At 72.1% G+C, this 23,123-nt stretch carries 24 protein-coding genes; 10 read left to right on the forward strand and 14 right to left on the reverse strand.

The features are described 5' to 3' along the window. Nucleotides 1-164 precede the first annotated feature (164 nt). The gene (locus ACWDYJ_RS32470; protein WP_451569187.1) at nt 165-407 is read right to left on the reverse strand and encodes a DUF397 domain-containing protein; all 243 of its coding nucleotides are present in this window, start codon (nt 405-407) and stop codon (nt 165-167) included. Next, nucleotides 404-1,273 carry a helix-turn-helix domain-containing protein gene (locus ACWDYJ_RS32475; RefSeq protein ID WP_451569188.1) on the reverse strand — a complete coding sequence of 290 codons (870 nt, stop codon included), beginning with the start codon at nt 1,271-1,273 and terminating at the stop codon, nt 404-406. Before ACWDYJ_RS32475 ends, ACWDYJ_RS32470 begins: the two co-directional genes overlap by 4 nt. Nucleotides 1,274-1,367: 94 nt before the next feature. Here ACWDYJ_RS32475 and ACWDYJ_RS32480 point away from each other — a divergent pair, with 94 nt between their 5' ends. After that, entirely contained in the window at nt 1,368-1,802 is a 435-nt protein-coding gene (locus ACWDYJ_RS32480; RefSeq protein WP_451569189.1) for an ATP-binding protein, read from the forward strand. A gap of 203 nt (nt 1,803-2,005) precedes the next feature. Then, nucleotides 2,006-2,686, forward strand: coding sequence for a hypothetical protein (locus ACWDYJ_RS32485; protein ID WP_451569190.1), 681 nt, complete (start codon nt 2,006-2,008; stop codon nt 2,684-2,686). A gap of 36 nt (nt 2,687-2,722) precedes the next feature. On the opposite strand, the gene ACWDYJ_RS32490 is transcribed toward ACWDYJ_RS32485, so the two are convergent. The 4 genes from ACWDYJ_RS32490 to ACWDYJ_RS32505 all read right to left on the reverse strand — a co-directional run bounded on the left by ACWDYJ_RS32490 (nt 2,723) and on the right by ACWDYJ_RS32505 (nt 5,612). After that, nucleotides 2,723-3,178, reverse strand: a complete 456-nt coding sequence (locus tag ACWDYJ_RS32490; RefSeq protein ID WP_451569191.1) for a hypothetical protein — start codon at nt 3,176-3,178, stop codon at nt 2,723-2,725. 109 nt (nt 3,179-3,287) lie between these two features. After that, a complete protein-coding gene (locus ACWDYJ_RS32495; protein WP_451569192.1) occupies nt 3,288-4,427 on the reverse strand; it encodes a Fic family protein in 1,140 nt (379 codons plus the stop codon). A 133-nt stretch (nt 4,428-4,560) separates the two neighbouring features. Then, nucleotides 4,561-4,710 (reverse strand): hypothetical protein, encoded by a 150-nt coding sequence (locus tag ACWDYJ_RS32500; protein ID WP_451569193.1) that lies wholly within the window; start codon nt 4,708-4,710, stop codon nt 4,561-4,563. Between the two features lie 41 nt (nt 4,711-4,751). Next, nucleotides 4,752-5,612: a TIGR03619 family F420-dependent LLM class oxidoreductase gene (locus ACWDYJ_RS32505; RefSeq protein WP_451569194.1), complete on the reverse strand. Its 861-nt coding sequence runs from the start codon at nt 5,610-5,612 to the stop codon at nt 4,752-4,754. A 93-nt stretch (nt 5,613-5,705) separates the two neighbouring features. On the opposite strand from ACWDYJ_RS32505, the gene ACWDYJ_RS32510 reads away from it, so the two are divergent. Further along, nucleotides 5,706-6,428: a hotdog fold domain-containing protein gene (locus ACWDYJ_RS32510; protein WP_451569195.1), complete on the forward strand. Its 723-nt coding sequence runs from the start codon at nt 5,706-5,708 to the stop codon at nt 6,426-6,428. Here ACWDYJ_RS32510 and ACWDYJ_RS32515 read toward each other — a convergent pair. From ACWDYJ_RS32515 to ACWDYJ_RS32535, 5 genes are all read right to left on the reverse strand, one after another. Next, nucleotides 6,413-7,525, reverse strand: a complete 1,113-nt coding sequence (locus tag ACWDYJ_RS32515; RefSeq protein WP_451569209.1) for an ADP-ribosylglycohydrolase family protein — start codon at nt 7,523-7,525, stop codon at nt 6,413-6,415. The two genes, ACWDYJ_RS32510 and ACWDYJ_RS32515, sit on opposite strands and share 16 nt — an antisense overlap. A 207-nt stretch (nt 7,526-7,732) precedes the next feature. Continuing rightward, nucleotides 7,733-10,309, reverse strand: coding sequence for a bifunctional FO biosynthesis protein CofGH (locus ACWDYJ_RS32520; protein WP_451569196.1), 2,577 nt, complete (start codon nt 10,307-10,309; stop codon nt 7,733-7,735). Between the two features lie 40 nt (nt 10,310-10,349). Beyond that, nucleotides 10,350-11,132: an SDR family oxidoreductase gene (locus tag ACWDYJ_RS32525; RefSeq protein ID WP_451569197.1), complete on the reverse strand. Its 783-nt coding sequence runs from the start codon at nt 11,130-11,132 to the stop codon at nt 10,350-10,352. A gap of 101 nt (nt 11,133-11,233) precedes the next feature. Continuing rightward, nucleotides 11,234-11,641, reverse strand: a complete 408-nt coding sequence (locus ACWDYJ_RS32530) for a hypothetical protein (protein WP_451569198.1) — start codon at nt 11,639-11,641, stop codon at nt 11,234-11,236. Nucleotides 11,642-11,729: 88 nt separating this feature from the next. Then, nucleotides 11,730-12,311: a hypothetical protein gene (locus tag ACWDYJ_RS32535; protein ID WP_451569199.1), complete on the reverse strand. Its 582-nt coding sequence runs from the start codon at nt 12,309-12,311 to the stop codon at nt 11,730-11,732. 273 nt (nt 12,312-12,584) lie between these two features. On the opposite strand from ACWDYJ_RS32535, the gene ACWDYJ_RS32540 reads away from it, so the two are divergent. Further along, a complete protein-coding gene (locus ACWDYJ_RS32540; RefSeq protein WP_451569200.1) occupies nt 12,585-14,300 on the forward strand; it encodes a lytic transglycosylase domain-containing protein in 1,716 nt (571 codons plus the stop codon). A gap of 308 nt (nt 14,301-14,608) precedes the next feature. Here the strand turns inward: ACWDYJ_RS32540 and ACWDYJ_RS32545 are convergent, their stop codons facing one another. Next, complete coding sequence (locus tag ACWDYJ_RS32545) at nt 14,609-14,812, reverse strand: cold-shock protein (RefSeq protein WP_007265804.1); 204 nt, start codon at nt 14,810-14,812, stop codon at nt 14,609-14,611. 234 nt (nt 14,813-15,046) lie between these two features. Between ACWDYJ_RS32545 and ACWDYJ_RS32550 the strand changes: the two genes are divergently transcribed. The 4 genes from ACWDYJ_RS32550 (at nt 15,047) to ACWDYJ_RS32565 (ending at nt 19,831) form a co-directional block, all read left to right on the forward strand. Then, nucleotides 15,047-15,910, forward strand: a complete 864-nt coding sequence (locus tag ACWDYJ_RS32550) for a menaquinone biosynthetic enzyme MqnA/MqnD family protein (RefSeq protein ID WP_451569201.1) — start codon at nt 15,047-15,049, stop codon at nt 15,908-15,910. A gap of 216 nt (nt 15,911-16,126) precedes the next feature. Next, complete coding sequence (locus tag ACWDYJ_RS32555; protein WP_451569202.1) at nt 16,127-17,857, forward strand: protein kinase domain-containing protein; 1,731 nt, start codon at nt 16,127-16,129, stop codon at nt 17,855-17,857. Between the two features lie 116 nt (nt 17,858-17,973). Continuing rightward, nucleotides 17,974-19,173, forward strand: a complete 1,200-nt coding sequence (gene mqnC / locus ACWDYJ_RS32560) for a cyclic dehypoxanthinyl futalosine synthase (protein ID WP_451569203.1) — start codon at nt 17,974-17,976, stop codon at nt 19,171-19,173. Nucleotides 19,174-19,186: 13 nt separating this feature from the next. Continuing rightward, entirely contained in the window at nt 19,187-19,831 is a 645-nt protein-coding gene (locus ACWDYJ_RS32565) for an imidazolonepropionase-like domain-containing protein (protein WP_451569204.1), read from the forward strand. On the opposite strand, the gene ACWDYJ_RS32570 is transcribed toward ACWDYJ_RS32565, so the two are convergent. Further along, nucleotides 19,797-20,105, reverse strand: coding sequence for a response regulator transcription factor (locus ACWDYJ_RS32570; protein WP_451569205.1), 309 nt, complete (start codon nt 20,103-20,105; stop codon nt 19,797-19,799). The genes ACWDYJ_RS32565 and ACWDYJ_RS32570 overlap by 35 nt on opposite strands. A 35-nt stretch (nt 20,106-20,140) precedes the next feature. Next, on the reverse strand, nt 20,141-21,037 hold the full coding sequence (locus ACWDYJ_RS32575) for a DUF3152 domain-containing protein (protein ID WP_451569206.1): 897 nt from the start codon (nt 21,035-21,037) through the stop codon (nt 20,141-20,143). A gap of 221 nt (nt 21,038-21,258) precedes the next feature. Here ACWDYJ_RS32575 and ACWDYJ_RS32580 point away from each other — a divergent pair, with 221 nt between their 5' ends. Both ACWDYJ_RS32580 and ACWDYJ_RS32585 read left to right on the forward strand, forming a co-directional pair. After that, nucleotides 21,259-21,951, forward strand: coding sequence for a demethylmenaquinone methyltransferase (locus ACWDYJ_RS32580; protein ID WP_451569207.1), 693 nt, complete (start codon nt 21,259-21,261; stop codon nt 21,949-21,951). 7 nt (nt 21,952-21,958) lie between these two features. Next, nucleotides 21,959-22,888: a glutaminase gene (locus ACWDYJ_RS32585; RefSeq protein ID WP_451569208.1), complete on the forward strand. Its 930-nt coding sequence runs from the start codon at nt 21,959-21,961 to the stop codon at nt 22,886-22,888. The last annotated feature ends 235 nt before the right edge of the window (nt 22,889-23,123 follow it).

Genomic DNA, 23,123 nt, shown 5'->3' on the forward strand with positions numbered 1-23,123 from the left:
GCCCGAGGCGGTCGCTGTCGAAGAGATCGAGGGCCTCCGACTGCTCGATCCGGCGGTTGGCCTCGGCCAGTGCCTCGCGGCCCATGCCGAGGCCGGGCCCTGCCTGACGGGCGCTTCTGGCGTCCGGCCCCGGGCGTGGCGGCGCCGGGTCCGGTTCCGCCGCCTTAGGCGGTGACGCCGCCGAGGAACGCCGTCCAGGTGGCGGGACCGACCGCCAGCTCGGGGCTCGCGCTGAGCTTGGAGTCGCGGATGTGGACGGTGTCGGCGCAGGTGGCGACCTCGACGCAGCTGTCGCCGTCACCGCTGCTGTACGTGGACTTGTGCCAGGAGAGTGCCACCTCGACGCAGTCGTCGCCCTGACTGCCGCTGTAGCTGCTCTTGAACCACCGGAGCTGGGAGCTGTTCACAGGTGTCCTCGCATTCGCATCAACAGGCCCACGCTGTCCGCAGGGTTGAGGGCCTGGATGCGAAGTTTGGCATACCGCTGGTGGAGCAGGCTGATGTCTTTCGGGTCCGAAAGCACCACGCCTGACTGCTGTCCCTCGCTGTACCCCACCCACTCGTGTTCCTCGGTTTCGAGGAGGCGGAAGGGGCCATCGGTGCCGGCGTGTTCCGGGCTGATGGTCGGCATGATCTGGATGTCGACGTTCGGGAGTTTCGCGCATACCAGCAGGTGGTCGATCAGCTCGCGGGTGACCTCCACCCCGCCGGTCTGCCGCTCGATGAGCGGCTGCTCGAGGATGAAGCTGAAGTTGATGTACGGGGTGCGGTGGAGCAGCTTCTGCCGGTCCAGGCGGGCCGCGATCCGGGTCTCCGCCACCTCGGAGGTGGCCAGCGGCGGGACGTTCTCGATGAGCGCGCGGGCGTACGACGCCGGCTGTAACAGGCCCGGGATCGAGCGGCACTCGTAGGTGTTCAGCGCGATCGCGACCTCCTCCAGCTCGGCCCAGCGCCTGAACCACGACGCCAGGCCGCGCTTGCGCGTCAGCTCCTTCGCCGCGATCTGGATGACCCCGAAGGTGTCCAGCGCGGACTCGGCCCTGGTGACGAACTTCTGCGACGGGTGGCGGCGGCCCTGCTCCACCGAACCCACGTACTGGACGGAGTAGCCCACCAGCGCGGCCAGTCTCTCCTGTGTGACCCCGGACCGTTTGCGGCTGGCCTTCACCGTCTCTCCGAAGCTCCGCAGGTTGTCGTCGGGCTTGACCTCGCCGTCACCGCTGTCGTCGGCACTCACCATGGCGGTCACCTCCCCGACGAGATATTCACGCACGGTCACTCCCACTGTCCAGACAGTGAACTCGTACAAACGAAAAGTAGCGGTCGGATTGCTGGGAACTCTCCTGCCCACACGGGACGTTCTCACCATGACCGCACCCTCCGGCCCCGCCCGGACCCTCGTACGCGTGTTCACTCAGCGTTTCAGCTCCACCCGGCGCGGGGCCCGCCTCGCCCGGCAGCTCGCCCTCGTCGAGCTGCACGACTGGGGTGTCCCGGAGGGGACGCCGCTGTCCGCCGACGCCGGCTTGCTGGTGGCGGAGCTGGCCGGCAACGCCGTGCTGCACGGACGTGTCCCCGGGCGGGACTTCGAGCTGCGGATGACGCTCCTGGAGGACGTCCTGCGCATCGAGGTGTCCGACGCCCGCCAGGACCGCCGCCCCGCCGTCCAGCCGCACGCCTACCAGGCCGAATCCGGCTACGGACTGCGCATCGTGGACGCCGTCGCCACCGACTGGGGGGTCAGGGACCGTGTCGTCGGCAAGACGGTCTGGGCCGAACTGGCTGTTCGTCGCAGCCAGTAGGGGACAGGTAGTGTCCATGCGCGCGACGCGGCTCAGCGGAGTGCCCGACCAAGACTCCGGGGGAAGAAATGCGTCGTTCCGTCGTGCTCATCGGCACCGCTCTCACACTGCTGTGTGCCGCGGGGTGCTCGGACGATCCGTTGCCTGCCCCGGCCCCTCCAGCTACGGCGTCGCCGTCGCCGACGCCGACCGTCGACCACTCGGTGGCCGTACGGGACGCCACGGTTGCCACCGGCCGCAGCAGTGCCTGGATCCGTCAGACGATGGAACTCAACGACGGGACCCGGACGTACAAGCTGACCGCCACCGGTGATTTCGACCTGGACGCGGACCGGGGGCAGCTCGGGGTCGACTTCCCCGAGGGCGGGATCAGTCACGTCGACGAGATATTCGCCGACGGCAACGTCTACGTGCGCGGAGCGGCCAACCTCCCCGAAGGCACGTGGGGAGCGATGGCCCGGGACAAGACCGAGGCCCACTACCTGCTCCGGGCCCCGGTCAACGACCCGGAGCACATCCTCCAGCAGATCTCCACGCTGACGCAGGTGACGCGCGTCGGCGAGGAGGACGTCTACGGACGTTGGGCCACGCGCTACCGCGGGATCCTGGCCGACGACGCGGTCACCCTGCGCATGGCCCCCGAGCCGCGGGGCAAGATCGAGCAGCTCCGCGCCAAGAGCCCCGCCGGTCTTCCGGTCCCCGCCGACGTGTGGATCGACACCAAGGGCCGTGTGGTGCAGGCGCGCCTGGAGATGAACATGCCCCCCACCCGGTCCGTTACCACCGTGACCTTCGCCGCACTGGGCAAGCCGGTCCAGGCGACGCCTCCGCCGGCCGGTGACACCGTCCCGGTCACGACCTTCTCCGGCATCCTGACGGGCTGAACCGCCAGGGCGCCGGGGAGTGGCTCGCGGCGGAGGTCAGAGCTTGGGGAGGGTCGTCGGGAGCTTGCCCGGCTCGCTCTTCTGGAAGGTGTCGGTGCCGGCCGCGCCCTCCCAGGTGACCTTGAGGGTGGTGGCGTCGACGGAGTCGACCTTGCCCTTCGAGCGCTGGGCGCCGGCCGGGCACTTCAGGTCGAGGGTCTTGCCGTTGGTGGTGCCCTCGCAGGTCAGACCGGTGGCGGCCTCGACCACGAAGGCGATCTGGCCCTTGACGGTGAGGATGACGCCCTTGCCCGGGTTGGCCATCGAGATCCAGCCGCCCTCCAGGCTGCCGGCCTTCGCCCCGGGCGTACCGGCGGCGGGGGCCGACGGGGTGCCGGCGGGCTTGTCCGCCGGCGGAGCGATCTCGGTGCTGCCGCAGCCGGTGAGCGCGAGGGAGAGGACGGCCGCGGCTCCGGCGGCGGTGGCGACACGGGTACGCAGATTTTTGAGCACGGAAAATCCCCCAGAGGAACGCGAGTTGATCAACAAGCGTGACAGGTTATCAGGGGGGCGGAGGTCGCCTCACCGGTCGCGGTAGACCTCGCGGCGGTGCCCCGCTGCCTCACGGGGCGTACGGGTCGGTGATGCGGTGGGGTCGCTTCGCGGCGTCCAGAACGTTCTGCGGGAAGCGGGGGCCGGCGATGTAGTGCCGGCCTTTGGTCTGCCCTACTGCGGTCAGCACGCCGGCCTTCGTCAGGGCCTGGAGGTCTCGAGTCGCCTGCTGCGTGTTGATCGCTTCCGACCGCTCGTAGCGGGAGCGCCGTACCCTTCCCGCGATCGCTACCTCGTGCAGCGCGGTCACCTGCCGCTCGCTGATGCCGTCGGCCTCGGCGGCCTCGATGAGCAGCATCCAGCACTCGTTCGAGCGGTTGACCCGATGCTGCACTCGCTGGGCCTGTTCGTGATAGGCGCGCAGGTTGAACTTGATCCAGGGGAGGGTGTCCCGCTCGGGCGAGTACACGGGGCCACCTACTTCGCGCAGTACCTTGTAGTACTCCCAGGTGTGGCCCGGCATGCCGAGCCACTCCTCGATGGAGGAGAACTCGGGTGCCAGGACGCCGCCGCGTGCGATCAGCAGGGTCTGGAGCGAGCGGGACATCCGGCCGTTTCCGTCGGACCACGGGTGGATCTTCGCCAGGTTCAGGTGCGCCATCGCTGCCCGGATCAGTACATGGGTGTCGAGGTCGCCTTCGTTGAGCCAGGTGACCAGCTCGGTCATCAGCCCTGGGACGAGCTCGCGGTCCGGTCCCTCGTAGTCGGTGGCGAGCTCGTCGCCGGGGGCGGTGATGCGGATGGCGGTCTTGCGCCACTGTCCTGCGGTCCTGCCCGGGTGGTTGTGTCCCTGGAGCATCCAGTGCAGCGCGTTGAGGAATTCCTTGCTGTACCGGAAGTCGCTGACGTCGTGGAGTGACTGGATGTAGGTCATGGCCTGCTGGTACGCGAGCGTCTCGGCCTTGTTCTCCTCGCTGGCCTCGACCTCGCGCTCGCCGTCCATCAGGTCGGCGACGTCCTTGGCGTCGACCTGATAACCCTCGATCGTGTTCGATGCGGCGATGGCGCTGGCGGTCAGGGCCTTGCGCAGGTCCTGGGTCCATTTCATCGGGGCCTGCTGAACCGCGGCACGCAGATGTTTGCGCAGGTCGTTGACCTGCTCAAGGACCTCAAGGTCGAAGGGCTGGAGGTGGGGCGTGGCGTACAGCATGATGCAATGATACCCGCTTCCTATCATTGCATCATGCTGGGTGAGGCAGGGCCCGCGCCGGGCCGGTGACGAAGACGCCTCACCGGTCGCGGTAGACCTCGCGGCGGGTGAACCGCGTGACGTATCCCATCCGTCACGGCTGCTCGTCGCGGAGGATGGCGGCCATCTCCTCCAGTGACACGGTGCCCTCGGTGCCCTCGCCCTCGGCTTCGTCCGCGAGGCCGTTCAGCCACGCGTCCTCGGCGGCGCCGGCCAGGCGGCGAAGCCGCCCCGGCTCGATCAACAGGCTCGCTCACGTCATGAATGTACCGAGCGGGGTTCGGCTCAGAGGTACTGGGCGAAGTCGTCCAGGGCGCGCAGCACCTCCGGTTCCGCCGCCGAGGGGAGCTGGAGGACGACCTCCTCGATGCCGAGGTCGGCGTAGTGGGCCAGCTTGCCCGGGTTGGGCTGGACGGCGTACGGGACCACCTGGAGGGTCTTGGGGTCGCGGCCCGCGGCCTCCCAGGCCTGGCGCAGCGCCGGGATCGACTCGCTCAGGCCGCGTCCGCCGATGGGCATCCAGCCGTCGCCGTGGTCGGCGACGGCGGCGAAGAGCTTGGGGCCGGCCGCGCCGCCGAGCAGGGTGCGCGGGCCGTACAGGGCCCGGCCGCCGCCGAGTTCGCGGGCGGGCTGGACCGGCTTGGGGTACGCCGCGCTGGCCTGGACGGAGGAGTACGGGCCCTCGTACGCCGTCGGGCCGGGGGCCCACAGGGCGCGCATCAGCGCCAGGTGGTCCGCGACGCGCTCGCGCCGGGTGGACCACTCGACGCCGTGGTCGGCGGCCTCCTCGACGTTCCAGCCGTAGCCGACGCCGAGGGTGAAGCGGCCGCCGCTGAGGTGGTCCAGGGTCGCGATCTGCTTCGCGAGCCCGATGGGGTCGTGCTGGGCGACCAGGGTGATGCCGGTGCCGAGGTGCAGGCGCTCGGTCACGGCGGCGGCCTGGCCGAGGGCCACGAAGGGGTCCAGGGTCCGCCCGTACTGCTCGGGCAGGTCACCGCCCATGGGCGCGGAGGTGTCGCGGCTCACCGGGATGTGGGTGTGCTCCGGGAGGTAGAGACCGGCGAAGCCGCGCTCCTCCAGGCTGCGGGCGAGACGGGTGGGGGAGACGGTGCGGTCCGTGAGGAAGATGGTCGTGGCGATCCGCATGGGCGAGGGCACCTCCGAGACGTCGGGAGGGTCAAGTTACGGCGTTCCGCGCGCGGGTGGCAGAGGCACACGGAGAGTGGTGAGGTGAGTGGCGTGAACAACTACGAGACGATCACGGTTCCCGAAGGGCTCCACGGCTACCCGGGGGTGGCCTTCGGCGGCTATGTGGCGGGTCTGCTGGCCGCCCGCGTCCCGGGCGAAGCCGTACGGGTGGACTTCCGCCGGCCGGTGCCGACGGGGACGGCGGTCAGGCTGGACGGCGGCACGCTGCTCGGCGGGGACGGTGTCCCGCTCGCCGTCGCCGCGCCCGTGGCCGCCCCGGCCGGGGCGATACCGGAGGTCCCCTCCTGGGACGAGGCGTCGAAGGCCGCCGAGGCCTACCGGGCCGATCCGCCGGACGGACAGGTCGACTGCTTCGGCTGCGGCCTGGACCGGACCCCCGCCACCGGGCTGCGCCTGCACTGCGGGGTGGTCCCCGGGCGGGACCTCGTCGCCACGGCCTGGCAGCCCGGCCCCGAACTGGGGGACGAGTACGGGATGGTGCCGTCCGAGCTGGTGTGGGGAGCGCTGGACTGCCCCGGGAACGCGGCCGGTCGCCTGCTGGGCCACGGCCCGGCCGGAGCGGTCACGGCGGCCCTGACCGGGCGGCTGCTGCGGCCGGTGCCGGTCACCGGGGGCCTGGTCTCGTACGCCTGGCTGCTCGGGGCACAGGGCCGCAAGTACACGGTGGGCACGGCCCTGGCCACGGCGGACGGTGAACTCTGCGCGATCGGCGAGGCGTTGTGGGTCCAGCCGAGGGTTCAGCCGCGCGGGTAGCGGGCCAGCCAGATCGGGGCGGAGGTGGAGGGGCCGTGGAGGGCGGGGCCCTGGGTCATCTCCAGGGCGAAGTCGTCGGCCAGCTCCAGGATCGTGGCGCGGCCCTCCAGACCGGTGAGCCAGGCGGCGGGCAGGGCCGTCTCGCCGTGCAGCGCGCCGAGCAGGGCCCCGCACAGGGCGCCGGTGGCGGTGGAGTCGCCGCCGTGGTTGACGGCGAGGCGCAGCCCTTGCGGCACGTCCTCGGCGACCAGGGCGCAGTAGACGGCGACGGCCAGCGCGTCCTCGGCGCCCCCACCGTCGCCCGGTGTGAGCGCCGAGACGGCCTCGGGGCTCGGCGCCTCGCGCGTGACGGCCGAGACCGCACGCTGGAGGGCGTCGGTCACCGGCTGGTGGCCGGGGCGGGAGCCGAGCAGCCCCAGGGTGCGCTGGATCGCGGCGTCGAGGGAGTCGCCCCGGGTCAGGCCGTGGACGATCACGGCGAGGGCTCCCGCGGACAGGCAGGCGGTGGGGTGCCCGTGGCTCTGGGCGGCGCATTCGACGGCGAGCTGGAGCACCAGGGCGGGCTCCCAGCCGACCAGCAGCCCGAACGGCGCCGAGCGGGCGGCGGCTGCCGCGTCCCGGGCGGTGGGGTTCTTCGGTTGCTCCGGGGTGCCGAGGACGTCGTCGGCGAAGCCGGTCAGGCAGGCGCGGTCCGGGCTGCGGCGGACGTAGAGCCACTCCTCCTGGGCGAGCCAGCCGTTGTCCTCGCGGCGCTCGTCGGGGCCCCAGTCGTGCTGGGTCGCGGCCCAGCGCAGGTAGGCGCGGTGGACATCGGTGGGTGGGTGCCAGCCGCCGGTGTCCCGGCGTACGTGGGCCCGTATGAGTCCGTCCACGGTGAACAGGGTGAGCTGGGTGGCGGCGGTGACGGCGCCGGGGCGGCCGTACGCGGGGACCGGCCCGGTCAGGCCCGCCGGGCCGTGGGTCTCGCGGATGGCGTCGAGGGAGAGGGCGGTGACGGGGGCGCCGAGGGCGTCGCCGATGGCGGAGCCGAGCAGGGCGCCGCGCACGCGGCTGCGGAAGTCCTGCTGTTCGGCGCGCCCCCACAGGGCGGTGGTCAGGCCGGCCGACGTCGCGGCCGTGCTCGTCGTACTGGTCGCACTCGTCGTGCTCGTCGTGTCCATGCCGTCCCCCCAGGCTCTGGCGCTGCACTTTAGTGGACAGGTCCGGTCACACCCGGAAGGAGTCGGTCACGCCGCCGGTGACCGACCGGAGAACGGCTGGAATGCGTACCGTCCCCCGCCCCGCTCCTCCCCGGTGCGCCCCGCTCAGTCCAGGACCGGCAGCAGCTCCGGCAGGTGCCCGTCCGAGGCGCGGGCCGCCTCCTGCCGCTCCGCCGGCACCTCCCCGTACAGCGTCGTACGGGCCTTCGCGGGCCGTCCCGCCGCCTCCGCGACCGCGATCAGGTCCCGGACCGACTTGTACGAGCCGTAACTGGATCCGGCCATCCGGGAGATGGTCTCCTCCATCAGCGTCCCGCCCAGGTCGTTGGCACCGGACCGGAGCATTTCGGCCGCGCCCTGCGAGCCCAGCTTCACCCAGCTCGTCTGGATGTTGGTGATGTGCGGGTGCAGCAGGAGCCGGGCCATCGCCGTGACCGCCCGGTTGTCGCGGGCCGTCGGGCCGGGCCGGGCGATGCCCGCCAGGTAGACCGGGGCGTTGGTGTGGATGAAGGGGAGCGTCACGAACTCCGTGAAGCCGCCCGTTCGTTGCTGGATGCGGGCCAGCGTGCGGAAGTGGCCGAGCCAGTGCCGGGGCTGGTCCACGTGCCCGTACATCATCGTGGACGAGGAGCGGATCCCCAGCTCGTGCGCCGTGGTGACCACGTCGATCCAGTCCGCCGTCGGCAGCTTGCCCTTGGTGAGGACCCAGCGGACCTCGTCGTCCAGGATCTCCGCCGCCGTACCCGGGATGGAGTCCAGCCCGGCCTCCTTCGCGGCCGTCAGCCAGTCCCGTACGGACATCCCCGTGCGCGTCGCGCCGTTGACGACCTCCATCGGCGAGAAGGCGTGCACGTGCATGCCCGGCACCCGCTCCTTGACCGCCCGCGCGATGTCGAAGTAGGCGGTGCCGGGCAGGTCGGGGTGGATGCCGCCCTGCATGCACACCTCCACCGCGCCCACGTCCCACGCCTGGGCGGCGCGGTCCGCGACCTGGTCCAGGGAGAGGGTGTAGGCGTCGGCGTCCGTACGGCGCTGCGCGAAGGCGCAGAAGCGGCAGCCGGTGTAGCAGACGTTGGTGAAGTTGATGTTCCTGGTGACGATGTAGGTGACCTCGTCGCCCACCACCGACTTGCGCAGGTCGTCCGCGATCCGGCACAGCGCGTCCAGCGCCGGCCCGTCCGCGTGCAGCAGGGCGAGGGCCTGCTCGTCGGTGAGCCGCGTCGGGTCGTCGGCGGCCTGCGCGAGGGCCGCCCGTACGTCCGTGTCGATGCGCTCCGGCACCATGCCCGGCGCCGCCGCCTCGCGCAGGGCGTCCCAGTCGCCGTAGACGTGGTCGAAGTCCTCACGGCGGTCGCCGGTACGGCCCTCGGTGTCGATGGCGGTGTGCAGGTCGGTGCGCCCGTACGCGGTGAACCCCTCGTCGGGCTCCTGCCACGGGCGTCCCTCGACGCTCGCGCCCTCGTCCGCGAGGCCCGTCCGCGCGTCGGCCAGCGCGCGGACGTGCGGCAGCAGGCGCGGGTCCAGCCAGGGCTCGCCGCGCTGGAGGAACTCCGGGTAGATCGTGAGGCGTTCGCGCAGCTCGAAGCCGGCGGCGGCGGTCCGCTCGGCCAGCTCGTCGATGTGCGGCCAGGGGCGCTCGGGGTTGACGTGGTCGGGGGTGAGCGGCGAGACCCCGCCCCAGTCGTCGATGCCCGCGCCGATGAGCAGGGCGTACTCGGCGTCGACCAAGTTGGGCGGGGCCTGGATCCGGGCCCCCGGGCCCAGGATGTGACGGGCGACGGCGATGGCGGCGGCCAGTTCCTCCAGCTCCGCGTCCGGCATGCCGCGCATGGCGGTGTCCGGCTTGGCGCGGAAGTTCTGGACGATGACCTCCTGGATGCCGTGGTAGCTGCGCTGGATCCGGCGCAGCTCGAAGAAGGCGTCCGCCCGCTCCTCGTAGGACTCGCCGATACCGATCAGGACCCCGGTGGTGAAGGGCACGTTGGAGCGGCCCGCGTCCTCCAGGACGCGCAGGCGCACGGCCGGATCCTTGTCGGGGGAGCCGTGGTGCGGGCCGCCGGGCTCGGACCACAGGCGGGTGGCGGTGGTCTCCAGCATCATGCCCATGGACGGGGCGACGGGCTTGAGGCGCTGGAGGTCGGACCAGGTCAGCACCCCCGGGTTGAGGTGGGGGAGCAGACCGGTCTCCTCCAGGACCCGGATCGCCATGGCCCGTACGTAGGCGAGGGTGTCGTCGTAGCCGTGCGCGTCGAGCCACTCGCGGGCCTCGGGCCAGCGGGTCTCGGGGCGGTCGCCGAGGGTGAAGAGGGCTTCCTTGCAGCCCATCGCGGCGCCCTGGCGGGCGATGTCGAGGACCTCGTCGGGGGAGAGGTACATCCCGTGGCCGCTCTTGCGGAGCTTGCCGGGCACGGTCACGAAGGTGCAGTAGTGGCACTTGTCGCGGCACAGGCGGGTGAGCGGGATGAAGACCTTGCGCGAGTACGTGATGACGCCGGGCCGCCCGGCGGCGGCGAGTCCGGAGTCCCTGACGCGGGCGGCGGAGGCGGCGAGGTCCTTCAGGGCCTCGCCGCGCGCCTGGAGGAGTACGGCCGCCTCGGTCGCGTCGAGGGCGACGCCGTCGCGGGCCCGACGCAGCGCGCGGCGCATCGCGTTTTCGGTCGGAGCGTCACTCGGAGTGGTCATATGGCGAGCATACGATCCCGTGTCAGGTGCGCGGAGGGCGTCATCGCATCAGTTCCCCGGCGTTGACCAGCAGGGACTGGCCGGTTATCGCCCGCGCCCGGTCGGAGGCGAGGAAGACGGCGGCGTCGGCGACGTCCCCGTCGGTGGCCAGGTCGGGCAGCGCCATCCGCTCGGTGAGGCGGGCGTGCACCTCGGCCTCCGGCACCCCCTCGCTGTGGGCGGTGAAGGTCACGAAGGCCTGTACGGGAGGCCCCCACATCCAGCCGGGCAGCACGGTGTTGACGCGGATCCGGTGCGGGCCGAGCTCGCGGGCCATGGAGTACATGGCGGAGGTGAGCGCGCCCTTGGAGGCGGCGTAGGCGGCCTGCCGCACCTCGCTCGGCGAGGCGATGGCGGACTGTGTCCCGATGATGACGACCGACCCGCCGCGCTCCTTGAGCGCGGGCAGGCAGGCGCGGGTCATGCGCAGGGTGCCCAGCAGATTCACGTCGAGGACCTGCTGCCAGGTCCCGAAGTCGGCGTCCTGGAGCCCGCCGAAGTACGAGTCCCAGGCGGCGACGTGCACGACGGCGTCGACGCCCCCGAACCGCTCGGTGGCCAGCGCCACGAGGGCCCGGCACTGGCCCTCGTCGGTGATGTCGGTCGGGCGGTGGGCGGTGTGCGTCCCGTCGGGGTCGATCTCGGCAGCCGCCTTGGCCAGGTTGGCCTCGGTCCGCGCCCCGAGCACGGCGTTCCCGCCGTCGCGCACCACGGCGGCGGCCACCTGATGGCCGAGCCCGGCTCCGACGCCGGAGACGATGACGGTCTTCCCTCGCAGCAGCATGACGCGCCCCCTGGACGACTCGATCTGACGAGCCGTCAGGGTAGGGGGCCGGATCGGCGAGGGGAAGGGAAGGGAAGGGAAGGGATGTGAAGCCGTGCGCCTCAGCGGTCCGACGCCGCCAGGCCTTCGAGGCGGGCCACCTCGGCCGCGTGCGCGCTCATGCGCAGGGCCGTGGTCGCGGAGCTGTGCTGATGGACACCGGCGGCCGCGAACGGCAGTGAGAGCAGCATCAGGGCGAGCATCCCGGCCGGGTCCCGCGCGGCATCGCAACGGCCGCCCTCGGCCTTGGCGTAGCCGTACGCCTCGTACGGGTCCTCCTTGTCGTAGAAGACCCGGGAGTCGCACTCCTTCTCGTTGCCGGAGCCCTCGCTGACGATGAAGGGGGCCAGCAGCAGGTAGGCGAGCCAGGCCCACATCAGCACGGCCACGAAGAGCAGCCCGGCGCCCCACATCTGCCGCCGTTCGGCGCGTTCGCGGAAAGCCCTGTCGTACATCAGTGCGGTACTCATGGGCGCCGAACCTAGCAGCGGTCGCCCGGTCGTGCCCCGCGCCGCCTCAATGAGCCACCGGAGGTGCCGCGACGGGCCATTGGGCGTCTCAGCCGGAGTTCGCGATCCCGATGACGGCCCAGACGGCCCAGATCAGCGGCAGCAGGGCGACGTAGGCGAACGGGCGGGAGAGGACCGGTGGGCCCTCGTCCAGCGGCAGGCGTCCTGGAGCCGGTGCGGACGGGGGGAGCTTGTTGAACTTGAGGAAGGCGATCAGGTTCCAGAGCAGGGTGAAGGGTGTGAACAGGACGAGGGAGAACGGACTCCACCATCCCTGGACCAGCGTCTTCGTGGTCATCGCCCGGACCATCGCCCGCCCGCACTGGTGGCAGAAGGGGCCCTTGACGTTGTGGAAGCGCATCGCGAGCACCAGTCCCACGTGGGCACGGACGGAGAAGTCCGCCGCATGGGCGGCTCCGCAGTTCCGGCACCCGGGCGCGGGCGCGGAGGGGTACGGGGCCGCGTACGCGGTGCCCTGCGCCGGGTGGCCGGCGGGCGGCCCGTACGGGTTGCCGGGCGGGACGGGCGCGCCCGAGTGGCCGGCGTAGGGGTTCTGCGCGACGGGCGCGCCGGCGTACGGGTTCGGCGGAACGGGTGCTCCGGAGTAGGGATTCGGCGGGGGAGTGCTCATGGGCGGGCCTTCGGGATCTGCGCGGAACCCTCCCGGAGAGTGCGTTCACGGAAGGGGGGAGGTGTCGTACGCCAGTGCTCGCGTGCGGCCTGAAAAACTAGCAGGCGGTGAGGCCCTGGACGTCCTGCGGTCACAGGCGGTGAAGACGAGACGAATGGTGCGTCATATCTCCTGGGGCGATGGCGAGTCGTCGGCGAATACCTGATAGACAGAAGAAATCACGGCTCGACCGGCCGCATGCCTCAGCTGGCCGCCTTGGGGGGATCCCGCACTGTGAAGCCGCTTCACCGTCATGTAGTCAACACCTCGCGCAAAGTCCTGTGCACGGCCGCGCTCGCGGCCAGCCTGACCACCGCCGCGGTCGTGTCCAATCCATCCACCGCCGGCGCCGGGGAGTCCGAACCGACCCCGGACAGCCCGCAGGCCACCGACCGCGGTGACGCCCGGCTCGACCTGCCGGCCCCGATCGCGGATCCGACCCCGCCGCCCGGCGCGGCCGCGCCCGAGGGGGCCAGCGGCATACCCGCGACCGCCCTCGACGCCTACCGCCGCGCCGCGCTGTCGGTGGGCGCGGCCCTCCCCAATTGCAAGTTGCCCTGGGAGCTGCTCGCCGGCATAGGCCGGATCGAGTCCGTCCACGCCTCCGGCTACGGGCTCAAGACCGACGGGTACACGGAGAAGCCGATCCGCGGCCCGCGCCTGGACGGCAACGGCTACGCCCGGATCACCGACACCGACAAGGGCGAGTGGGACGCGGACACCGAGTTCGACCGTGCCTTCGGCCCGATGCAGTTCATCCCCTCCACCTGGGCCACCTGGAAGGCCGACGGCAACGCCGACGGCAACCGCGACGCGAACAACCTCTACGACGCGGCGCTGGGTGCGGGCCTCTACTTGTGCGCGGGCGACCGAAACCTCTCGAATTCGGCTGATCTCGACAAGGCGATCCTCAGCTACAACAACTCGCGCGAGTACGTGAACAGCGTGCTCGGTTACATGCGCCAGTACCAGGACGGCGGCGCCGCCGGGGTCCCGAACCCGCCCGCCGGGAACTTCCCGACGCCGCCGGCGGCCACCCTGCCCACCGTGCCGCCGGTCACCCCCCGGCCCACGCCCCCGCCGGTGACCCCTCCGACGACGCCGCCCACGACGCCGCCGACCACCCCGCCGACGACCCCGCCCACGACCCCGCCCACGACGCCGCCCACCACCCCGCCGACGACCGAGCCGTCGAAGCCGACCCCGCCGCCGGCCGCCACGCTGGCCCAGCTGGAGCAGGTCGGCGAGGCGAAGCTGGAGGCCGAGGCCGGGAGCGTCATCGCGGAGGGCGCCCGCTTCAAGGCGGTGCTCAGCGACGGCAAGCCGGCGGTCGGCCAGGCCGTCGTCATCGCCGTCGAGCAGGACACCACCGGCGGCACCGCGTTCGTCCTCCGCGAGGAGCGCAGCGTGGTCGTCCGTACGAACGCCGAGGGCATCGCCGTCACCCCCCAGCTCAAGGCGGGCGAGAAGGCCGGGACGTTCACCCTGCGGGCCACGGCCTACGACTCCAAGAGCCGGCTCACGCTGGCGCTGACGGGCAAGGTCACCGCGAAGCCGGTGGCGGACGTGCTCAAGCGCACGGACGGCACCACCGCGCCGGAGGTCGTGACCGGTACGAGCGTCAAGGGCCTGGAGTTCCTCGCCACCGCCGGTGGCAAGGCCGTGGCCGGTACGGCGGTTACCGCCGGCCTGGTCGTGAAGGACGAGACGACGGGCGCCTGGGTCCCGGTGGACCCGAAGACGGCGAAGGGCCCGTACTTCGCGGGCCAGGACGGCGCGAAGCTGTTCGTCCTGGAGCTCCCGAAGACCGGCGCCGACGGCAGGATCGTCCTGCCGGAGCTGCTCACCGAGGACACCGCCCCGGGCACCTACCACCTGCGCCTGATCACCCCGGAGAAGGTCGAACTGATCGTCACGATCACGATCACCGCAGCCCCCGCCACCCCCTGACCCCCGCCCGGTCCGCTTGCCCGCCGCCCGGCCACCGGCGCGCAGCCGGTCCGGCGGTATCGGCCCGCACGCAGCCCGGCAGCCGGGCCCGCCTGCGGGCACCGGGCCGCAGGACCGGAGCGGGGTGTACGGGGCACCCGTACGAAAGACCGTCGGCCGGTCACCGTTTTACGGTGACCGGCCGACGGTCTTTTCCCCCACAACCCCCGGAGGAAAAAGGCAGGAGCCCCGCCAACTCCGCTCGCACGGAAGAGGCAGGGCTCCTTGGGTACTGCTGTATCCAACCGCGATCCGGTCGGCCCAGGCGACTAGGCCGGGGTGACGTTCTCCGCCTGCGGGCCCTTCGGACCCTGCGTGACGTCGAAGTTCACCTGCTGGTTCTCCTCCAGGGAGCGAAAACCAGACGCGTTGATCGCGGAGTAGTGGACGAAGACATCCGGGCCGCCGCCGTCCTGGGCGATGAAGCCGAAGCCCTTTTCAGCGTTGAACCACTTCACGGTTCCGGTAGCCATGAGCCCTCCTATGGGCCAAAGGGTCGCCCTGCTCCAGAACCTGCTAAGAAGTCTGAAAACTACAAAAGCCCGCGGGTTACAACCGCAGGCCTCGTACTGCAAGGGAAACCAAACTGCAACTTGCGTCGAGCCTAGCACGCGTCCTCGGGGCGGGACCAGAGGGAAAGATCACGTCACTCGGACGTTTGAGACCCGCCTCATGGCTGACGTGGAGGCGGGGGCTAGTCTCGCGATGTGGACGTCTATCGCAGCCGGCCCCGCGTCGGCCACATCCAGTTCCTGAACTGCCTGCCCCTCTACTGGGGGCTCGCCCGAACCGGCACGCTGCTGGACCTGGAGCTGACCAAGGACACACCCGAGAAGCTCAGCGAGCGCCTCGTCCGGGGCGAGCTGGACATCGCCCCGATCACCCTCGTCGAGTTCCTGCGCAACGCCGACCAGCTCGTCGCCTTCCCCGATCTCGCGGTCGGCTGCGACGGCCCGGTGATGTCCTGCGTGATCGTCTCCCAGGTCCCGCTGGAGCGGCTGGACGGTGCCCGCGTCGCCCTCGGATCGACCTCCCGAACCTCCGTACGCCTCGCCCAGCTGCTGCTCGCCGAGCAGTACGGAGTGCGGCCGGACTACTACACCTGCCCCCCTGACCTGGGGCTGATGATGCAGGAGGCCGACGCGGCGGTGCTGATCGGCGACGCCGCGCTGCGCGCCTCGCTGCACGACGCCCCCCGGCTCGGGCTGGCCGTGCACGACCTCGGGCAGATGTGGAAGGACTGGACCGGACTGCCGTTCGTCTTCGCCGTCTGGGCCGCGCGCAAGGACTACCTCGCTCGCGAGCCCGTGGTCGTGGAGAAGGTCCACGAGGCCTTCCTCGCCTCCCGGGACGTCTCGCTGGCGGAGGTCGCCAAGGTCGCCGAGCAGGCGGCCCGCTGGGAGGCCTTCGACGCCGAGCTGCTGGAGCGCTACTTCACGACGCTCGACTTCCGCTTCGGCCCGGAACAACTCGCCGGCGTGACCGAATTCGCGCGCCGTACGGGAGCGACGACGGGCTACCCCGCCGATGTCACCGTCGAGCTCTTGAAGGCGGTCGCGCCGGAGCGATGAGCGGCTTATGCCCGTGATTGTTCCCCATTCCGGATTCCGGAAAATCGAATTAGGGCCGTTTCCCGGGAAGCCGTTCCCTTTCCGCATTCCCGTCCCGGAACGGGAATGCGGACATGTGGGCGTCGCCGGCGGCCACCGCGGGCGATGCCCGCGGCACTAAAGTGCTGCGCGTGCCTGTTCAGGTGACGTCACACATCTCGGGGGACGGGGGACGCGATGCAGCCGCTCGACGCCGGTGAACCGCGGAGCATCGGCGCGTACCGGCTGCTCGGCCGGCTCGGCTCAGGAGGCATGGGCCGGGTCTATCTGGGGCGCAGCGCGGGCGGCCGGACCGTCGCCGTCAAGATCGTGCACCCGCATTTCGCGGCCGACGAGGAGTTCCGGACCCGCTTCCGCCGCGAGGTGGAGGCCGCGCGGCGGGTCGGCGGGGAGTGGACCGCGCCCGTGCTGGACGCCGACCCGGAGGCGGCCGTGCCGTGGGTGGCGACGGGCTACGTGGCCGGGCCGTCCCTCAACCAGGCGCTGGCCGCGCACGGTCCGCTGCCGCAGGCGTCGGTACGGGCCGTCGGCGAGGGGCTGGCACGGGCCCTGGTGGCGGTGCACGCGCTGGGCCTCGTACACCGGGACGTCAAGCCGTCGAACGTGATGCTGACCCTGGAGGGGCCCCGGCTGATCGACTTCGGGATCGCCCGCGCCACGGAGGGCACGGCCTCGCTGACCTCCACCGGCGTCTCCATCGGCTCGCCCGGCTACATGTCCCCCGAGCAGATCCTCGGCAAGGGCGTCACCGGGGCGGCGGACGTCTTCTCGCTGGGCGCGGTGCTGGCCTTCGCGGCGACCGGGCGGCCCCCGTTCAGCGGGGACAACTCGGCGACGCTCCTCTACAAGGTCGTCCACGAGCCGCCGGAGCTGGACGGGGTCCCGGCCGGCGCGCTGCGCGAGCTGATCGAGTCCTGCCTGGCCAAGGCGGCTGCCGACCGCCCGGCGCCCGAGGCGATCGCGGCGGCGCTGGTCGGCGCCCTGGGCACGCCCGGGTGGCTTCCGGCGCCGCTGGTGGAGCAGGCGAGCCGGGCGGCGGTGGCCCTGCTCGACCTGGAGGTCGACTCCTCCGAGGCCGAGGCCGCCCCGGAGGGCCCCTCCGGCCCGGTGCCGTTCACCACCGCCTCCCACGGGGGCCGCGCGGGCGTCGGATTCGGGGCGCCCGATCCCTCGTACGGAGGCGACGAGCGCCAGGGCCCGGGGCAGCAGGCCCCGGCCGGTCCCTACGGATCCCCCCTGTACGGCGCCCCGACCGAGACGGCCGGCGGCGCCGCAGCCGCCGTGCCGCAGCCGCGGACCGCGCCCGACGAGCGCCGGGTCACCGTCACGGCGGCCGGGCGCCGCTTCAGCTGCACCCTCGTCCTCGGCGCCGCGGCGGTGCTGGCCGCGCTGTCGGGCGGGCTGTACGGGATGGGGCTCCTGCTCGGCCAGAGCGAGGGCCGGGACACGGCGGACAGCGGTTCCCGGCCCTCCACCCCGGCCCCGGCGGCCTCCGGACCGGACGCCGCGAGCTCCGCCCCGAGTTCCGAACCCGGCAAGGGGACCCGTGCCGACGTCCCCAAGGAGTTCACCGGCACCTGGAAGGGCACGGTCACCACCGCCCGCATGGGGGTGGCGAGCGAGTTCGAGATCACCATCAGGGGCGGGAAGGTGGGCGAGGTCGTCGCCCGCGACAAGTCGGTCCTGCCCGTCCTCGGCACCGACTGCAGCGGCGACTGGAAGCTCGTCTCCGCCACGGACCGTTCGCTCGTCCTGGACACGTCGGGCGGGACCAACCCCGCTCCCGGCATCTGCTCCAACGGCTCCGCCGACGAGCGCTTCACCCTCAACGCGAACGGAACGCTCCACTACACGTCGGGCGACCGCCCGGCCGGAAACCCCGAGGGCGACCTCACCCGCAGCCCCTGACCCCTTGACCCCTTGACCCCCTGACCCAACCCCCGACCCCCGACATCCGCGGACGACCCCTGCCGTAGGCTGGATCGGTCCGAACCCTTGACACACCGCCGAAAGGTGACGCACCGGTGACCGACCAGGCCGCTCTCCAGTCTGTCCTCGACCGTGCCGCCGCAGGGGGCCGGATCACCAAGGAAGAGGCCCTCGACCTCTACCGGCACGCCCCGCTCCACGCGCTCGGCCAGGCCGCCGACACGGCGCGCCGCCGGCGCTACGCCGGTACGGAGCACATCGCGACGTACATCATCGAGCGCAACATCAACTACACCAACGTGTGCGTGACGGCCTGCAAGTTCTGCGCCTTCTACGCGGCCCCCAAGGACACCAAGAAGGGCTGGTCCCGCGACCTCGACGACATCCTGCGCCGCTGCGCCGAGACGGTCGAGCTGGGCGGCACGCAGATCATGTTCCAGGGCGGGCACCACCCCGACTACGGCGTCGAGTACTACGAGCACCACTTCTCCGCCATCAAGCAGGCGTTCCCGCAGCTGGTCATCCACTCCCTCGGCGCGTCCGAGGTCGACCACATGGCCCGCATCTCCGGCGTGAGCGCCGAGGAGGCCATCCGCCGCATCCACGCGGCAGGCCTCGACTCCTTCGCAGGCGCCGGCGCCGAGCTGCTGCCGGAGCGGCCGCGCAAGGCGATCGCCCCGCTCAAGGAGTCCGGCGAGCGCTGGCTGGAGATCATGGAGATCGCCCACAAGCTGGGCGTGGAGTCCACCTCCACCATGCTGATGGGCACCGGCGAGACCAACGCCGAGCGCATCGAGCACATCGCGATGATCCGGGACACGCAGGACCGCACCGGCGGCTTCCGCGCCTTCATCCCGTACACGTACCAGCCCGAGAACAACCACCTCAAGGGCCGCACCCAGGCGACCGTCTTCGAGTACCTGCGCATGATCGCCATCGCGCGCCTGTTCCTCGACAACATCGCGCACATCCAGGGCTCCTGGCTGACCGTCGGCAAGGAGGCGGGGCAGCTCTCCCTGCACTACGGCGCGGACGACCTCGGCTCGATCATGCTGGAGGAGAACGTCGTCTCCTCGGCCGGTGCCAAGCACCGCTCGAACCGCCAGGAGATCATCGAGCTGATCCGCACGGCGGGCCGCACCCCGGCGCAGCGCGCGACGACGTACGAGCACCTCCTCGTGCACGACGACCCGGCCGACGACCCGGTCGACGCCCGCGTCGTCTCGCACATCTCCTCCACCGCCATCGAGGGCGGCACCGCGCACCCCGAGCTGAAGCTCATCTCCACGAACTGATGCTGAAACTCCGATGCTGACGCTGCACACTGCCGCGTTCCTCGTCACCGGACCGGCGGCCGAGCCGCTGCCGGGCGGCGCGGTCCTGGTCGAGGGCGAGCGGATCGTCCGCGCGGGCCCGTACGAGGAGCTCGGCGCGTCCGCCCCGCACGCCCGGGTCCGGCGCTGGCCCGGGGTGCTGACGCCGGGTCTGCTGGCGCGCGGGGCGGACGAACTGCTGGAGCGGACGTACTACCCGGACGATCCGTACGAGGTCACCGAGCTCGGGGCGGACCCGGTCACCGGGCAGGCCGCGCTGGACGCCCTGAAGCTGACCGAGGTCCGCTGGGGCAACAGCGCCCGGCGCGGCACGCAGAAGCTGCTCGCGCGCGGTGTGGTGGCGGTGGCGGGGCGGTTCACGATCCCGTCGGTGCGTACGGCGGTGGTCCGCTCGGGCCTCACCGTCCTGCCGCCGGTTCCCTACGAGGGCCCGCCCGCCCTGGACCCCCTTGCCGGACTGGAGACGGCCGGCCGGGCCTTCCACGGGGTGCTGGAGCCGGGCGCCCCGGCCCGGTTCGCGGTCTTCGCGGTCGCGGACCTCGCCTCCCTGACGGAGCGGGGCGCGAGCACCTGCGTGGCCACGGTCATCGGGGGCCGGCTGCTGCACCGCCGTCGCTGAGGGGGCTCTGGCCGTGGCGCGGTTCGCCACGCGCGAGGGCGGCCAGCAGGCAGGCCTGGAGGCGGCTGATCCCGCCCAGCTTCGCCCGTATGTTGCCCACGTGGAACTTGACCGTGCTGACCGACAGCCGCAGTTCGGCGGCGAGTTCCGCGTTGGACGCGCCGGTGGCCAGGCACAGGAACACCGCCGACTCCTGCTCGGTGAGCCGGACGTACGGCTCCCGCGGCTCGTAGGACGGGAACCAGTCGGGGACGCTGAAGCTCACGACACGCACGTTCCCGCTCCTCACCCCGTCCGGACACTCCCGTCTCAGGGGACGCGCGGTCCGGCCAGGTAGGTTCCCTCGGCGGAGAACGGCCAGGCGTTCGCCGTGCAGCCCAGCAGGCCCTTGATCTGCTGCATCATCGCGGGGGCGGGCATTCCGGGACCCGGGCAGGTCTCGTGCTCGCGTCCGAGCTCGTGCCCCACCTCGTGGTTCACGATCAGCGCCCGGTACTCCTCCACCGCGCCGCTGAACTGCGGTGATCCCTCCTGCCAGCGCTTGAGGTTCACCACGACTGTATGACCGGCCCGGCAGTTCGTCTCGCCGATCAGCTCGGGCGTGACCACCTCGCACAGCCGGTCGGTGGTGGTCGGCGTGGCGATCTTCACGGTGAAGTCCACCGGCTGGCCGGGCCCCGCCAGCTGGAAGCCGTACGCCGGGTCGCGGATCCACCCGCGCGGATCGCCGAGGATCGCCTCGATGCTGCGGGCGGCGGCATCCGGGTCCACCCCGCTGCCCTCCTCGACCTCGACGCGCCAGCGGAGCGCGGGTCCCTTGCCCTGGGGCTGCCCGGAGCCCGTGGAACCCGCGAACACGCCCGGCCCGGGAGACGCCTTCGCTCCGGAGGGGGAGGCCTTCGCGGACGGACTCACGGGCGCCGCCGAGGGCGGGCGCTGCGGCTCCCGGGGGCTCGCTCCGGCCGCGGGCGGGGCGGCCGGGCTGCCCGAGGGAGCGGCCTCCTGCGGGGAGGGCCGGTCCGACGGGCGGACGGACCGCCCGTCGGCGATCGTCGTCACCACGTCGTTCCCCGGGGCCAGCGTGTACGCCGCCGCCGTGAGGACGAGGAGCGCCGCCGAGCCGAGAACCGTACGCCGCAGCCGCCTGCGCCGCTCGGCCCGTCGTAGCGCGCGGGGGGAGCGACCGGTGGAACGGCCTGCCGGCATGTGAAGCCCTTTGCTCGGTGCGTGGGCACCCAGTGTGCCCGGTGGCAACCGCGGGGCCGCTGCATCCGCGGGCGCACCGCCCCAGTCAACCCGCCCGGACGAAGCCGCGTAACTGTCCTTCGGACCAGTTGTCCCCCCGCGGGGGCCCGGCAGGCGCGGGGGCCGGGGCCTGAGAGGATGGCTGCGTATCTGCCGACCCGCACACCGAGGGGCCAACGCCAGTGACAAGGGCTTCCCTGGACAAGCAGCCGCACGAAGTCGCCTCCATGTTCGACGGTGTGGCGGCGAACTACGACCTCACCAACGACGTGCTCTCCCTGGGGCAGGCCCGCCTGTGGCGCAAGGAGGTCGCCAAGGCGGTCGCCGCCCGCCCCGGGCAGAAGGTGCTCGACCTGGCCGCCGGGACCGCGACCTCCTCGCTGCCCTTCGCCGCGACCGGCGCGTACGTCGTGCCCTGCGACTTCTCCCTCGGCATGCTCCGCGAGGGCAAGAAGCGCAACCCGTGGCTCCCGCTGACCGCCGGCGACGCCACGAAGCTGCCGTTCAAGGACGACGTCTTCGACACCGTGACGATCTCCTTCGGCCTGCGCAACGTCCAGGACACCGATGCCGCGCTGCGCGAGCTGTACCGGGTGACCAAGCCCGGCGGCCAGGTCGTCATCTGCGAGTTCTCGCAGCCCACCTGGTCGCCCTTCCGCACCGTCTACACCGAGTACCTGATGCGCGCCCTGCCGCCCGTCGCCCGCGCCGTGTCCTCCAACCCCGACGCGTACGTGTACCTGGCCGAGTCCATCCGGGAGTGGCCGGACCAGCCCGCCCTGGCCGCGCTGCTCCAGAAGGCCGGCTGGAGCAAGGTCGCCTGGCGCAACCTGAGCGGCGGCATCGTGGCACTGCACCGCGGCGTCAAGGCGTAGCGACACCGTGGAGGACGCGGCGCCTTTCACGTACGTCTCGCTGCTGGAGCAGATCGCGACGGACATCGCCCCCCTGCTGGGCAGTGGCACGCCCGCCGAGTACATCCCGGCGCTCGCGTCCGTGGACCCCCGGCAGTTCGGGATGGCGATCGCCGATGTCGACGGCAACGTCTTCGGGGTGGGGGACTGGCAGGTCCCCTTCTCCGCGCAGTCGATCACCAAGGTCTTCGCCCTCGCGCTGGCCCTCGCGGAGGGCGGCGACAGCCTGTGGGAGCGGGTGGGCCGGGAACCCTCCGGCAACCCGTTCAACTCGCTGGTGCAGCTGGAGTACGAGAACGGCATCCCGCGCAACCCGTTCATCAACGCGGGGGCGCTCGTCGTCACCGACCGGCTCCAGACCCTGACGGGCGACGCGAGCAGCGAACTGCTGCGGTTCCTGCGGGAGGAGAGCGCGAACCCGGCTCTCGCCTTCGACGCCGAGGTCGCCGCCTCCGAGCAGGAGCACGGCGACCGCAACGCCGCCGTCGCCCACTTCATGGCCTCGTACGGCAACATCGACAACCCGGTGCCGACGCTCCTCGACCACTACTTCTGGCAGTGCTCCATCGAGATGAGCTGCGCCGACCTGGCCCGTGCCGGACTCTTCCTGGCCCGGCACGGGCTGCGGGCGGACGGCTCGCGGCTGCTGACGCGCAGCGAGGCCAAGCAGATCAACGCGGTGATGCTGACCTGCGGGACGTACGACGCGGCGGGCGAATTCGCCTACCGCGTCGGGCTGCCCGGCAAGAGCGGCGTGGGCGGCGGCATCGTCGCGGTCGTCCCGGGCCGCTGCGTCCTGGCGGTCTGGAGCCCCGGCCTGGACGCCCAGGGCAACTCGGTGACGGGCGTGGCGGCCCTGGACCGCTTCACGACCCTGACGGGCCTGTCCGTTTTTTGACGCGCCGCACCCTTCCTGACGCGCCGCTCGCACCGCTCGGCCCTGGCGGGCCTCCCGGGCTTCGCGCCGCTGCGCCGGACTCCGTCCGGCGGCCTTGGTCGCCGCTGCGCGGAGGGTCCCCTACCCGCCCTTCCACCGTTCCCGCCTCGGACGCCGGGCGCGGCTTCCCACACGGCGCTCCGCGCCCGCGCCTCAATCGCCGGCGGGGCTGGTTCTTCAGCCTCGCCGGCGATTG

It is taken from the genome of Streptomyces sp. NPDC003042, from assembly GCF_053591315.1.